14 protein-coding genes and 1 tRNA gene are annotated in these 12600 nt (G+C 67.6%); 9 read left to right on the forward strand and 6 right to left on the reverse strand.

Going from position 1 to position 12600, the window contains the following annotated elements:
• Window positions 1–642 (forward strand): MspA family porin (locus ACFTWF_RS25935; protein ID WP_378464019.1); only part of this gene is annotated, 642 nt, incomplete at its 5' end.
• A 70-nt stretch (window positions 643–712) separates the two neighbouring features.
• On the opposite strand, the gene mscL is transcribed toward ACFTWF_RS25935, so the two are convergent.
• The 4 genes from mscL to ACFTWF_RS25955 form a co-directional block, all read right to left on the reverse strand.
• Window positions 713–1180, reverse strand: coding sequence for a large conductance mechanosensitive channel protein MscL (gene mscL, locus ACFTWF_RS25940; protein ID WP_378464020.1), 468 nt, complete (start codon window positions 1178–1180; stop codon window positions 713–715).
• An 83-nt stretch (window positions 1181–1263) separates the two neighbouring features.
• Window positions 1264–1977 carry an SAF domain-containing protein gene (locus ACFTWF_RS25945; protein WP_378464021.1) on the reverse strand — a complete coding sequence of 238 codons (714 nt, stop codon included), beginning with the start codon at window positions 1975–1977 and terminating at the stop codon, window positions 1264–1266.
• Window positions 1978–2074: 97 nt separating this feature from the next.
• Entirely contained in the window at window positions 2075–2386 is a 312-nt protein-coding gene (locus ACFTWF_RS25950) for an FmdB family zinc ribbon protein (RefSeq protein ID WP_378464022.1), read from the reverse strand.
• A 104-nt stretch (window positions 2387–2490) separates the two neighbouring features.
• Window positions 2491–3069, reverse strand: coding sequence for a 5-formyltetrahydrofolate cyclo-ligase (locus ACFTWF_RS25955; protein WP_378464023.1), 579 nt, complete (start codon window positions 3067–3069; stop codon window positions 2491–2493).
• A gap of 105 nt (window positions 3070–3174) precedes the next feature.
• Here ACFTWF_RS25955 and ACFTWF_RS25960 point away from each other — a divergent pair, with 105 nt between their 5' ends.
• The 8 genes from ACFTWF_RS25960 to ACFTWF_RS25995 all read left to right on the forward strand — a co-directional run bounded on the left by ACFTWF_RS25960 (window position 3175) and on the right by ACFTWF_RS25995 (window position 10211).
• The gene (locus tag ACFTWF_RS25960; protein WP_378464024.1) at window positions 3175–4095 is read left to right on the forward strand and encodes a UTP--glucose-1-phosphate uridylyltransferase; all 921 of its coding nucleotides are present in this window, start codon (window positions 3175–3177) and stop codon (window positions 4093–4095) included.
• Between the two features lie 19 nt (window positions 4096–4114).
• On the forward strand, window positions 4115–5374 hold the full coding sequence (gene glp / locus ACFTWF_RS25965) for a gephyrin-like molybdotransferase Glp (RefSeq protein ID WP_378464025.1): 1260 nt from the start codon (window positions 4115–4117) through the stop codon (window positions 5372–5374).
• 49 nt (window positions 5375–5423) lie between these two features.
• A complete protein-coding gene (locus tag ACFTWF_RS25970) occupies window positions 5424–6059 on the forward strand; it encodes a GNAT family N-acetyltransferase (RefSeq protein ID WP_378464026.1) in 636 nt (211 codons plus the stop codon).
• 287 nt (window positions 6060–6346) lie between these two features.
• A complete protein-coding gene (gene glpR, locus ACFTWF_RS25975) occupies window positions 6347–7087 on the forward strand; it encodes a gephyrin-like molybdotransferase receptor GlpR (RefSeq protein ID WP_378464027.1) in 741 nt (246 codons plus the stop codon).
• Window positions 7088–7187: 100 nt separating this feature from the next.
• Window positions 7188–7263 (forward strand) — tRNA-Ala (locus ACFTWF_RS25980).
• Window positions 7264–7774: 511 nt separating this feature from the next.
• Complete coding sequence (locus ACFTWF_RS25985) at window positions 7775–8695, forward strand: cell surface protein (protein ID WP_378464028.1); 921 nt, start codon at window positions 7775–7777, stop codon at window positions 8693–8695.
• Between the two features lie 2 nt (window positions 8696–8697).
• Complete coding sequence (locus ACFTWF_RS25990; protein WP_378464029.1) at window positions 8698–9198, forward strand: ImmA/IrrE family metallo-endopeptidase; 501 nt, start codon at window positions 8698–8700, stop codon at window positions 9196–9198.
• The gene (locus ACFTWF_RS25995; protein WP_378464030.1) at window positions 9198–10211 is read left to right on the forward strand and encodes a hypothetical protein; all 1014 of its coding nucleotides are present in this window, start codon (window positions 9198–9200) and stop codon (window positions 10209–10211) included. The genes ACFTWF_RS25990 and ACFTWF_RS25995 overlap by 1 nt, the downstream gene beginning before the upstream one ends.
• A 13-nt stretch (window positions 10212–10224) precedes the next feature.
• On the opposite strand, the gene ACFTWF_RS26000 is transcribed toward ACFTWF_RS25995, so the two are convergent.
• Both ACFTWF_RS26000 and ACFTWF_RS26005 read right to left on the reverse strand, forming a co-directional pair.
• Window positions 10225–11643, reverse strand: coding sequence for a glucose-6-phosphate dehydrogenase (NADP(+)) (locus ACFTWF_RS26000; RefSeq protein ID WP_378464031.1), 1419 nt, complete (start codon window positions 11641–11643; stop codon window positions 10225–10227).
• 134 nt (window positions 11644–11777) lie between these two features.
• Window positions 11778–12194 carry a helix-turn-helix domain-containing protein gene (locus ACFTWF_RS26005; protein WP_073360053.1) on the reverse strand — a complete coding sequence of 139 codons (417 nt, stop codon included), beginning with the start codon at window positions 12192–12194 and terminating at the stop codon, window positions 11778–11780.
• Between the last annotated feature and the right edge of the window lie 406 nt (window positions 12195–12600).

Raw genomic sequence — 12600 nt, forward strand, 5'->3', positions numbered from 1 at the left:
GCGGTCGGTGCCGCTGCTGCCGCGACCATGGGCTTCTTCTCCGTCGGTGCGGCGAACGCCGACACGTTCATTCCGCTGCCCGGTGGCAGCATCACGCAGACCCTGGCCGACGGCACCGTGGTGACGGTGAACCTGACGGACGAGAGTGCGAACATTTCGCCGTCGATGGGTTCGACGCCGTTGCACCGCAACGTTTGGGTCAACGGCAAGGCCTCCGTGCACCTGGATGGAGCCGGAGCGACCGGCGCAGACATTCAGCCCGGTTACGTCCTCGCCTGCCAGGTCGACTTCGGAGCGGGAGCCGAAGGTGAAACCAGCACAACTCCTGTGATGAACGCTGACGGTACTGTTTCGGTCCCTCTTGACGGCGGCACAAGCGCTGGCATCACCCTCGGGCCCGGCGAGGCGGTCAGTGTCGACATCCTGGACCTCGAGGCGCCGGACGCCTACGGCGGAGAGTCTCACTCGGCATACAACAGTTTCGAGGGCACCGACGGCTCGGTCACCTGGGCCGACTCGACCCTCGGAGTGAGCGGTTGCGCCGGCTACGCGCAGGCGCGGTCGTACGTGAACGTCTCTGTCGAGACGGACAATGTGAGCAGCACAGTCACCCTGTGGGGACAGCCCTTCAGCATCGGCTGATAATTCGTTCTACCCACGACTCCGGGCCCGTGCATGCAGCTGCATGCACGGGCCCGGAGTCGTTCGAGCGTTATTCGCGGGTCTGTTCGAGTTTCGCTGCCTTCTCTGCCGGCATCGCGTGTGCTCCGTCGGAACTCGCTGCCGCTCCGTCGGTTTGGAGGCTCGCCTCGAGGATGTCGCGGATCTGGATCAGCAGGTCGGCCTCGCTGGCCTTCTTGTCTGCGGGTTCGGTGATGAACCGCTTCTTCGCGGCGTTGGCCGGGACGATGAGAATGAAGTACACGACCGCGGCGATGATCACGAAGTTGATCACGGCCGTGACGACGGCGCCGATGTTGATGAAGGTTGCCGGGTTGTCGGCGATGATCTGGTAGCCCCACCCCAGATCGTTGGCGCCGCCCGCAACGGCGATCAGCGGATTGATCACGTTGTTGGTGAACGATGTGACGATGGCGGTGAACGCGGCTCCGACTACGACCGCGACGGCGAGGTCGAGGACGTTCCCGCGGAGCAGGAAGTCCTTGAATCCCTTGAACATGTCGACGTCTCCTCGAGTGGGTGGCAACTCATCCAGCACTGTTTCGCAGAAAAGCCTAGATCAGCGCGGTTCCGCGTGACAGGTCACTGAAAGGTCACGGTGATCGCGCTCGTGAGGGATGCCGCGGCCACCGTCGTGGCATCGGCCGCCGGAAGAGCCAGCATGACCACACGTTCGCGCTGGTCACGTCCATTCCCGGACGGTGTGACCAGCACCACGACGGCACGGGACGCCAGCACCGTTGCGCCCGGCCGCCGGTCGGGATTCGCCGGTGTGTCCGAATCGACGGTGAGCACGTCGACGCGATCGCCCTCACGCAGCAGTTCCGTGACGGCAGGATCGGCGAGTCGGACCGGAACGATGCGGGCGTCCTCGCTGCCCGCTGCGGCGGCGGCCAGACGTGGTCCCAGTACCCGGACGTCGGTGAGGGCTTCGCCGGCGCGGGTGGGTCCGGCGAGGGTGCGCCCGTCGAGGTCCGCGACGGCGGTGACGGCCCCGTTGGGCAGGCTCCCCGATTCGCGGTCGACCACTTCGACGTCGGCTTCCGTGAGGACCACGCCCGGCTGTAGATCCCGTGCGGCCACCACGACCGCGGAGCGGGCGGAGTCGGGGTTTCCGCGGGCGAGAAGACCCAGGGCGAGGCAGACGAGCGCGGCGGCCAGCACGCGTCTCGCGACGAGGGTGTGGGCCCGACCCGGGTGGGTGAGATCCGACAGCCGGTCGGCCCAGGACGGGCTCAGGCTTCGGTGTGCTCGGTTCCGGGGGCGGCGACCGGTCTGGGCGGGCTCGAACGACATGGTTCGACGCTATGTGACCGCCATGCCGGCGAGGACCGGGACGAGGCCTGCCTGTGGATGGACGAGAAGTTGTGGATAACCCGCGGGTGGCGGTGAACTAGCTGGCAGCAGCCTTGGCCGGTGCGGCGGTCGCAGTGCTCGTCGAGCTGGACGAGGCCTTCGAGGAACTTTCCGACTTGGCCGCGGGAGTGGAGTCGGTCTTGGCTGCCGGCTCGCTGGCCGCGCCGGACGTGCCACGACTGTCGGTGCGGTAGAAGCCGCTGCCCTTGAAGACGATGCCGACGGAGTTGAACAGCTTGCGAAGCTTGCCCGAGCACGCGGGGCAGACGGTCAGGGAGTCATCACTGAACGACTGGACGATGTCGAAACGGTTGTCGCATTCCGTACACGCGTATGAATAGGTGGGCACTGGGGTTCCTCCGCACTGTGTAGTCAAACCGCAGGTTTTAGCACTCTACAGCCGACAGTGCCAACAACGCTAATCAGGGAAGTATTCCGGGGGTGCCGCCGCCCTCACTCGTCGCCGAGCCGAACCAGGCCCGAGCCGGGCGTGAGCGCCCACCCCATACGGATGTCATGGGGGTCCTCGGGCAGCGCGGACACCAGCTCCTCGTCGCGAACCATGGTGATCAACCGCGCGCCGGGCGCGGCGAGACCGAGCGACCGGTCGTAGAAGCCCGCGCCGCGGCCGAGCCGCACCCCCTGCCGATCGACGGCCAGGGCGGGCACGAAAATTGTTTCGGCCGAACGAATCTCGTCGGGTTCCCAGGTGTGCCCCGTCGGTTCGCGGAGGCCGTAGCTCGCGTCGGCGAGATCATCCGCGCCGGTGAATTCGGCCCAGTAAAGGGGTCCCGGACCGCGCGTGACCGGCACGAGGACGCGACCGGCGACCCGGCGGAGAGCGTCGAGGAATTCCAGCGAACCGGGCTCGAGGGCGGTGGGGACGTAGGCGCAGACGGTCGATTCGCCGGCGACGCCGACTGTGACGCGTCCGGCAAGTGCCTGGTCCTCGGAGGCGCGGAGTTCGGGGGTCAGTGCGCGCCGCCCGGACAGCACCAGTTCACGCCATTCGGCCTTCGTTCGTGCCTGCATGCCCCAACCCTAGAGCCGCCCGCGGAGCGTTCCCAACGGGTTCCCGGAGGTTACTGACAGGATCTTGGTAACTGAGGAGTAGGTCGGCACCGTTATGGTGTGGGCATGACAGACGCCGCACCGCACACCGCCAGCGCCTTTCGCACGGCTGTCGTGCCCGCAGCGGGAATGGGTACGCGATTCCTCCCCGCGACCAAGACCGTGCCGAAAGAGTTGCTGCCGGTTGTGGATACCCCGGGTATCGAACTCGTGGCCGGAGAGGCCGCGGATTCGGGAGCCGGCCGGCTGGTGATCGTGACGTCGCCGGGCAAGGACGGCGTGGTCGCCCACTTCGTCGAGGACCTCGTCCTCGAGAGCAAGCTCGAGGCGAGCGGCAAGTATCACCTGCTCGAGAAGGTGCGGAAGGCTCCCGGGTTGCTCGAGGTCGAGTCCGTCGTGCAGGACGAGCCCCTCGGTCTCGGCCACGCCGTCGGCTGCGCGGAGTCGGTCCTCGACGACGACGAGGACGCCATCGCGGTGCTCCTTCCGGACGATCTGGTGATGCCTCGCGGGGTGCTCGAGACGATGTCCCGGGTCCGCGCGAAGCGCGGCGGCACCGTGCTCTGCGCCATCGACGTCCCCAAGGACCAGGTGAGCGCGTACGGCGTCTTCGAAGTCGAGACGGTTCCCGACGCCACGAACCCGGACGTCCTCAAGGTCGTGGGCATGGTGGAGAAGCCGGCCATCGAGGACGCGCCGTCCACGTTCGCCGCCGCTGGTCGCTACCTCCTCGACCGCGCGATCTTCGATGCGCTGCGGCGGATCGAACCCGGCGCCGGCGGCGAGCTCCAGCTCACCGACGCCATTGCTCTCTTGATCAAGGACGGCCATCCCGTCCACGTCGTCGTGCACCGCGGCACGAGACACGACCTCGGAAATCCCGGCGGCTACCTCCGTGCTGCGGTTGACTTTGCGTTGGACATGGACGAGTACGGCCCATCGTTGCGTGAATGGCTGATCGACCGATTGAAGCGAACGGATTCCTAGAGGCTCGGGAGGCAAGAACTTGCGGTCGGTCGAGGAGCAACAGACGATCGTGACCGCGGCCGCGGTGGCGCCGCGGCCGGTCCGTGTGGCGATCTCCGAAGCCCAGGGGCTGCTGTGTGCCGAAGAGGTGGTCACCGAGCGTCCGCTTCCCGGTTTCGACCAGGCCGCCATCGACGGTTACGCCGTCCGCAGCGTCGACGTCCAGGCGGCCGGCACCGACATCCGGGACGACGACGGCGCGCCCGTGGAGCTGTCGCTGCCCGTGGTCGGCGAGGTCACGGCGGGTTCGCGGCAGCCGATCCGGCTGCAGCCGCGCCAGGCCGTCAAAGTCGACACGGGTGCACCGCTCCCGACGCTCGCCGACGCCGTCCTCCCGCTCGACCGCACGGACGGTGGCCGGGCCCGCGTCAAGATCTACAAGCCGGTCCGCTCCGGCGACTACGTCCGCAGGGCCGGCGACGACGTGCAGCCGGGAGATGTCGCCGTCCGCGCGGGCACCATCATCGGAGCAGCCCAGGTGGGGTTGCTGGCCGCCGTGGGGCGCGACAAGGTCCTCGTGCATCCGCGGCCGCGACTGTCCGTCATCTCCGTCGGCGGCGAACTCGTCGACGTCGATCGCACCCCCGGTCCCGGCCAGGTCTACGACGTCAACTCCTACGCGCTGGCCGCCGCCGCCCGTGACGCCGGCGCCGACGTCAACCGGGTCGGAATCGCGAACGCCGATGCCCGCCGTCTGCGCGAGGTGATGGAGGGTCAGCTGATCCGCTCCGAGATCGTCGTGATCGCGGGGGCGGTCGGCGGCGGCGCGTCCGAGGACGTCCGCGACGCGCTCGCCGATCTCGGCGACCTCGAGGTCGACCGGGTCGCGATGCACCCGGGATCCGTCCAGGGTTTCGGACAGCTGGGCCGCGACGAGGTGCCCACCTTCCTGCTCCCGTCCAACCCGGTGAGCGCCCTGGTGGTGTTCGAGGTGATGGTGCGTCCGCTGATCCGCATCGCCCTCGGGCGCAGGCAGCCGATGCGGCGCGTCGTCACTGCCCGCACCGTCGCACCCATCACGTCCATCGAGGACCGCAAGGGCTTCCTCCGCGGCCAGCTCATGCGCGACGAGGCGACGGGGGAGTACCTCGTCCAGGCTCTCGGTGGAGCGCCGGGCGCGTCCTCACACCTGCTCGCCACCCTGGCCGAGGCCAACTGTCTCGTCCTCATCGAGCCCGAGGTCACCGAGGTCCGGACCGGTGACCAGGTGGATGTGGCCTTCCTGGCTCAACGGGGCTGACGGCACTGCGAGTGTGGGACGCGATGACACAGCATTCGGGTGAGACGAGATGACACAGCATCCGGGTTGGCCGCCGCACCTCGGGCCCCTGCGGGTGAAGGGCGGCGTGGTCACCGTCCGCGCCATCAGGCTGCGTGACGCGGCCGCGTGGAGTCGTCTGCGAACCCGCGACCGGGCACACCTCGAGCCGTGGGAACCGACGGGGGAGGCGCCCTGGGATGCGCGGCACCACATCTCGGGATGGCCGGGGCTGTGCAGCAGCCTGCGCTCGGAGGCCCGCAAGGGTCACATGCTGCCGATGGCCATCGAACTCGACGGCAACTTCTGCGGTCAGATCACGATCGGCAACGTGGTGCGGGGCGCGCTGCGCTCCGCCTGGATCGGATACTGGGTGGCCAGCGACGTCAACGGCCTCGGCGTGGCGACGGGTGCCCTCGCGCTGGGGTTGGACCACGCCTTCGGTCCGGTGGGATTGCACCGTGTGGAGGCCACCGTCCGTCCCGAGAACCTGGCGAGCCAGGCGGTGCTGCGCAACGTCGGCTTCCGCGAGGAGGGCCTGCTCAAGCGCTACCTGGACGTGGACGGGCGGTGGCGTGACCACATCCTGGTCGGCATGACGGTCGAGGACGTGCCCGGCACGGTGTCGGATTCGCTCGTGCGCAGTGGCAAAGCCACCTGGGCATAACCACCGCGGTAAAGCCCAAAGTGGACATGGACAAACGTCCAGCTACGCGGCAGTTATCTGACGGTATCAAAAGTTTCTGACCAGTCACTCTCCTTTCGCCAAGTCTTTGCCGGATCGTGTCGCTCGCTCTCCCACGTCATGTCGAGAGCCACATTTTCGCGTTACGCATGTGACACCTGAGTATGGTGAGATCGGCGCGTCTGCGAAGATGTGCGTGTTCATGCGGTTAGCCTGGATGGGTCAACAGCGGTATCCATGCTGGTAGACGATTGGGAGGAGGTCGCCGTATGCCGAACTCGTTTCTCTGGATCGGGCTCGTCGTCGTATGGCTCTTCGTCCTGGTCCCGATGCTGGTGAACAACCGCCCCCGGATTCGGCAAACCAGTGACGCAGCACTCGCCACGCGCGTGCTGCACCGCGGTGACAAGCGTCCCGTGCAGCGTGGACCCGCCGCAGGACACCGCAGCGATCCGTACTGGCAACCGGAACCGGACCACTACGGCCACGACGCGGAGGACCTTGTGGACACTCACGCAGAGGAAGACGATTTCGACAGTGAGCGGGCACCGGTCGGCGAGTACGTGCCGGTTCGCCGCGGGCGCGGCGGCTTCGATCCCGAGGCCGATGCGATCGCCCGCGAGGCCCGGTACGCGTTCCGCCAGAGATCGGTGCTCGGGCTCGTGTTCGCGACGATCATGTCCGCGGCACTCGGGCTGATCATCTCCCCGCTCATGTGGTGGGCATTCGCTGCCGGGGTGGTGGGTCTCTTCGGGTACATGGCGTACCTGCGCCGGCAGGTTCAGATCGAGCAGGAGATCCGTCGTCGACGGACGGCGCGACTCAACCGCTCGCGGTTGGGCGTCGAGTCCCGCAGCGACGAGGAACTGCGCCTCATTCCCGCGCGGTTGCGCCGTCCCGGGGCAGTCGTTCTCGAAGTGGACGACGGGGATCCCGAATTCGAGCATCTGGGGCACTTCGACGACGAGCCGATGCAGCAGGCGACGATGCGCCGAGCGGCGGGGGAGTAGCCAGGCGATTCGGACCGAAAGGCACGTCCGTGCAGGCGATTCGCTCCCCGCGCGGGTGGCCTGCTAGAGTTTGCCGAGCGGATCGCAGGATTCGCAAAAAGGGGCTGTGGCGCAGTTGGTAGCGCGCTTCGTTCGCATCGAAGAGGTCAGGGGTTCGATTCCCCTCAGCTCCACCACCGAAAAGGCACTCTCTCCATCCGGAGCGGGTGCCTTTTCTGCGTTCCGGCGTCGGTGGACGCGGTCTCTCGGAGCCGGAATTGCCAAAAGGTAACTGCATGCTGTGTACTGTTCGTAGGCCGTCACGGGGTCGGTCGCGCGGGGTGGGAGAACATGCAGGCAATGGACAGGATCTCGAAGTTCCTCGAACCGGTGACGGTGGTCGCGACCATCACCGCGACAATGTTGCTGGTGAACGTACTGTGAAATCCTGCCGGTCGTCCGGTGTTCTGATCACCGTGTCCGGGATGTCGCACCTCCGCTGATCGATCAGCACCACCAGACGACGAACACGGAACCCGCAGGGGTTCGCACAGTCTGCTCGAGTCCCACCTGGCTCGGGCATCGCTGGTGGTGCCGGTCCCCCGACACCGGCACCACCAGCACCTCCGTTCGGTTCGCTCGATACCATGGCAGCGGCGACGTCGCCGTAGATGTGGTGTCGCGTCGTGATTACGAGGGGGGTGCACCGTGAGCGCGCGTCGTGTTGTCCGAAGACTGACCATGGTCGGGCTGGCGTTGGCCTTCCTGGCCGGGCTCGGGTGGGTCACCGTCTCGGTGTTCCCGTCGGATGCCGCCGCCGATCCCCAATACCACGACTGCTCTGGCGGTCGCTGCGACGACGGCTCCACGGAGTCCCCCGGCGGCGGCAAGCCCCAGCATCCCCATCCGCCGTGCGAGAGTCGCGGCGGATGCGGCGGAGAGCCCAGCGAGACACGGGAACCCAGCGAGACTGCGGAGCCCAGCGAGACCGGGGAACCCAGCCCGACGTGGGAACCCAGCGAGACTGCGGAGCCCAGCGAGAGCACCGAACCGTCCGGCACCGCTGAGCCCACGAAGACGTCGTCTCCCTCGACGTCACGTGTTGTCGTGGTGCCTCCACCCATCCAACTGCCGACCGTGCGCGAACCGGAGATCTCGCGCCCCGACTCGTCCGGCGACGACGACTTCGGCTCCGGCGCAGCGACCGAGCTCCCGGGCTCCGGCGCTGCCGCAGTTCCGGGCTCCGGGGGCCCTGCCGCACCGCCGGCTTCCGGCGGCGCGGCTGCCGGAGGTCCGGGTTCCGGCGCCGCGTCCGGACCGGGGACGAGCGGAGCGGCGGAGTCTGCACCCGAGGGTTCCACCGCCGGGATTTCCCCGGACAGGGACGGGTCGTCGGCAGGTGCACAGTCACCCGACAAGGGCGACCCGGATGCTGCGCCGCCGGGAATGGTTCCCGTGGTGCACAGCGAGCCGTTGCCTGCCGTCACCGTTCTCGGTGGCGTCGGCGTCCTGCTCTGTTTCGCAGGCGGAGCGGGTGCGTTGACGTTCAAGGGTGCTCGCGCACAACAGGCGCGCATCGCAGCCGCGCGGGCGGAATTCTTCCCGCCCGCGTCGAGTGGAGGGGTGTAGTCGTGGGGGCGAACAGATCTCATCGGCGAGTCGCGGCAGCGGTGGACGCGGTGTGCGATGCCGCAGCCCGCGCCGAAGCTGTGTCACTCCGCCACGTCGTGGACGCGGTGGCCCGCGAACGTCAGCGTCCCATCGAACTCGACTTCACGACGGCGATGGCGCCCGGCGTGTGCGGTCAACGGCGCGCGTACCCCGACCGTGACGTCATCGTCCTGGCGCCGGGGTTGCCCGACCTCGACCGCACGCTCGCGCACGAGCTGGGTCACATCGTGTTTCGGCACGAGGGCGCCGAGATCGTCGCCGCGACACTCGAGGCCGGAGACGATCTGATCGCGTACATGCTCAGCCAGAGGTCGCGACGGCGGGAGGACGAACAGCCGCCCGACGATGTGGCCGAGTGGGAGGCAGAGACGTTCGCGTCGATGCTGCTCATTCGGTTGAAGACGATGCAGGGGCGCGGAACTCCCGTGTCGGTGCTGCGCTACGACGAGGCGATCGGCTGATGGGCTGGCTGGTGGCGCTCGTCGTCTGGACTGCCGCCGGTGCCCGGATCGGCCGGGTCGCCGCGCGTCAGCCGACGCCGCTGCGGGTGGCGATGGTGGTGGCGGTGTCGAGTGCGGCAGGTGCGTCGACACTGGCGATCGCGGACGTCGCCGCGCGTCTCGACACGCTGGCCCCGACGGCCGGTCTGTCGGAGATTCTCGTCGAGCTGGCCTGGACGTTGTTCGCCGCCGCGAGCGCGGTCGGTGCGGTGTCGGTGTGGCCGATCCTGCCGCGGACTGCTCTGCGTGCCGTGGCCGTCGTCGTGTACACCGTGGCCATCGTGCTCGGAATAGGGCTCGCCGGCGGCTATCCCGTTCCCGCGTTGGTGTTCGTCGTGATCGCCCTGACCGCGGTGGTCGTCACCGGGGTACGGCACGTCGCGTGGACTCCGCTCGGTCGTGGGATCTCGCTGATCGTCGTCGGGTCCGCGATCGTTCTCGTCGCGGCCGCCGTGGGGCTCGTGCGTGAGGTCTCGGGGGAGACGTGGACGGTGGGTTCCACGCCGGCGTATCTGGTCGCCGCGGTGGTGGTGTCGGTCGGAACCGTGTGGGTGCTCGTCGAAACCTGGCTGCGCGCACGGCAGGATCTGCGTCGCATGAGCGCCGTGCACTCGGTTCTCGTCTCGCGGTTCCCCGAGGTCGTCGAGGGCGACGGTAAGGGGAGCACCACCGTCCTCCGCGCCTCCGATGCGGTCGCCCACGTCATGGATGCGCTGTATCTGCAGTCGGGTGCGGGCATGCTCGACACGAACGAACAGGAACTTCCCGACTCGGCCGCGGACCGTGCCCGGATCCTCGCCCGCTGGATCGACGACCCGGTCGGCTCGGACGTTCTCGACACCGAGTGGATCGCGCCGCCCCCGGGCGTGTCGCCACGCCGATGGGTGCTGGATCTCGCCGGCGCATACGACGACTTCCTCGAGACGAATTCTGCGCCGGCGAAGGCGGACACCCTCGAATCGGCTGCGGAATAGCCGCAGCCGCCGGTCAGTCCGGCGAACCGGTGACGAGCCACCCGCAGGGAGTCGCGAGGTCCTCGGCCTCCACGGGACCCATGGATCCGGCGGGGTACAGCTTGGCCGGTGGCGGATCCCGCAACAGTGCATCGGCGACGGTCCACACGTGTGCCAGACCGTCGGGGCGCGTGAACAGCGACCGGTCGCCGTGCAGGACGTCGAGAATGAGCCGTGAATACGGGGCGAGGGCGTGCGCGAGTGGCACGGTGTCGAGGGGAAGGCTCATGTGGCCTACCGAAAGAGTGTCGTCGGGTCCGGGTTCCTTGACGACCATGGCGATGTCGATCTCGCCGTCCCCGGACAGGTCGAAGGACAGGACGGCGCCGTCCGGGGGAATGTCGGTGAGCGGGCCTTCGGGGCTTCGGAAGACGAGGCTCACCCGTTGCCTGCTGACGCCCAGCATCTTTCCGGTCCGGAGGAGGAACGGCACGCCACGCCAGCGGTCCGTGTCGACCCACAGTCGCGCCGCGACGAACGTCTCGGTGGTCGAGTCGTCCGAGACACCGTCGACGTCGCGGTAGCCCTCGTACTGACCGAGCACCACCTCGGCTGGGTCGAGGGGACGGAAGGTCCCGATCACGGATTCGCGGGCGGACTGGAGGTCGTCGGCGCCCAGTGTCGCAGGCGGCTCCATCGCGATCTCGGCCGCAACCTGGAACAGGTGGGTCACCAGCATGTCCAGGACGGCGCCGGTGGCGTCGTAGAACCGGGCACGGTCGTCGATGTCGAGTGTCTCGGGCACGTCGATCTGCACCTGTTCGACGTGCTCGCGGTTCCAGACACCCTCGACCAGTCCGTTGGCGAAGCGCAGAATGTGCAGATTCTGGGTGCTCTCCTTGCCGAGGAAATGGTCGATCCGGTAGATCTGCTTCTCGTCGAGGACGTGGTGAACGGCCTGGTCGAGTTCGGCGAACGCCTCCTGGGATGTTCCGAACGGCTTCTCGTACACGACGCGGGCGCCCCGGGCGAGATCGTGCGCGCCGAGTGCGCGGGTGGTCTCGGCGAAGGTGAGAGGTGGCAGGGCCAGGTAGTGGACCAACTGGGCGTCCGCGGTACCGAGGTCGTCGCGGGCCTGCTGCACCGCAGTGGGGAGTGTTCCCGGGTTGTCGGGGGTGAAGCCGCCGCCCGCGAATCGGAGCCGCCGGGCGAACGCATCCCAGTCCGAGTCGTCGTGGGGCACACCGAACTGGTTGACGACGTCACGCACGTGGTCGCGGAACTGATCGTCGGAGACGTTGCCGCGTCCGGTGCCGATCAGCATCCAGTCGGAGTTCAGCAGACCCGACTGGGCGAGCTGGAAGAAGGCGGGCAGGACCATCCGTTTGGACAGGTCCCCGGTGGCGCCGAAGAGGACGAAGATCGTGGGACCGAGCTGCGGTCTGTCAACCATGGCTCCATCATGCGCCACACCGGCCTGTCGGGCGGGGAATTCCGGAGCGGTTGCCCGAGGAGTCGGGCGTGCGACATTCGGACGTCAACTGCCACGTTGCACCGAAATCGTTGCCGCCCAGGGGTTTCGAGAGATCAGCGCGACGCGTCCGGTGGGACCTCCGGCAGGCCCTCGCTGGCCCGTAGTTTCTCGGCCATCGTGGTGAGCAGACTCTGGGACTCTTCGGAGAGGTCGAACGCGCGGCTGGAGAGCTTGCGGAGTCCGTATCCCTGGAGTTGCGAGAGAAGTTCGAGATCGTGGTCGATCTTGGCCGCGTAGATGTCGTTGAAGAAATAGTCGGGCTTCACCTTGAAGAAGCGGGCGAACGCCGCGACGGTCTCGTCGGAGGGATTGGTGCGTTGCCCCGACCGGAGTTGGGAGATGTAGGGCTTCGAGATCTGATGCCCGTCCGCGATGAGTGCTGCCGCGACCTCAGCGTTGGTATGCGGTTTGCGTCCCGGAGGGTGGACCGTGTCGAAGAGCTTGTTCAGCCGAGCAGCAAAATCTGCCATTGTGAGCCGCCGGGTCCTCTCTCGTGCGGGCGTCAGTCGTGTGAACGACACCGTACCACGATGATAACCGATTGATAACTCACACAGATAGGGGCAAAACGTCGCCGAATTGCGTCAATCGTATTTCTTATATGTTTCAACGACTGCGTGACGCGCGCCTTCGGAGCGACGGCGCTGAGAGAGCTCTCTGTGCTCGTCATGCACGCCTTATCGTTGAAAGTTCAAGGGAGCTTCGGATGTGCACTGTGGTGCGCCTGTGACAACTGATGCGTGCGCAAGCGGCAACCGCATGGTTGCTCCTTCAATCACTGAGAGTTAGCTGGCAGCGTTGCACGGGTGTGCGCCTCGGGGCATCCCGCTCGTTCGCCCTGCTCAGGAGCATTGTGTTGCGTTGCGCATTGCAACG

It is taken from the genome of Rhodococcus sp. NPDC056960 (genome assembly GCF_042674125.1).
Lineage (GTDB): Bacteria > Actinomycetota > Actinomycetes > Mycobacteriales > Mycobacteriaceae > Rhodococcus_F.

What these genes read in the sequence shown, in the direction of transcription:
- ACFTWF_RS25970 (WP_378464026.1), top strand. Translation starts at nt 5,424, where the DNA reads ATGACACAGCATCCGGGTTGGCCGCCGCACCTCGGGCCCCTGCGGGTG.
- mscL (WP_378464020.1), bottom strand. Translation starts at nt 1,180, where the DNA reads ATGTTCAAGGGATTCAAGGACTTCCTGCTCCGCGGGAACGTCCTCGAC.
- ACFTWF_RS26005 (WP_073360053.1), bottom strand. Translation starts at nt 12,194, where the DNA reads ATGGCAGATTTTGCTGCTCGGCTGAACAAGCTCTTCGACACGGTCCAC.
- ACFTWF_RS25945 (WP_378464021.1), bottom strand. Translation starts at nt 1,977, where the DNA reads ATGTCGTTCGAGCCCGCCCAGACCGGTCGCCGCCCCCGGAACCGAGCA.
- ACFTWF_RS25960 (WP_378464024.1), top strand. Translation starts at nt 3,175, where the DNA reads ATGACAGACGCCGCACCGCACACCGCCAGCGCCTTTCGCACGGCTGTC.
- ACFTWF_RS26000 (WP_378464031.1), bottom strand. Translation starts at nt 11,643, where the DNA reads ATGGTTGACAGACCGCAGCTCGGTCCCACGATCTTCGTCCTCTTCGGC.
- ACFTWF_RS25995 (WP_378464030.1), top strand. Translation starts at nt 9,198, where the DNA reads ATGGGCTGGCTGGTGGCGCTCGTCGTCTGGACTGCCGCCGGTGCCCGG.
- glpR (WP_378464027.1), top strand. Translation starts at nt 6,347, where the DNA reads ATGCCGAACTCGTTTCTCTGGATCGGGCTCGTCGTCGTATGGCTCTTC.
- ACFTWF_RS25955 (WP_378464023.1), bottom strand. Translation starts at nt 3,069, where the DNA reads ATGCAGGCACGAACGAAGGCCGAATGGCGTGAACTGGTGCTGTCCGGG.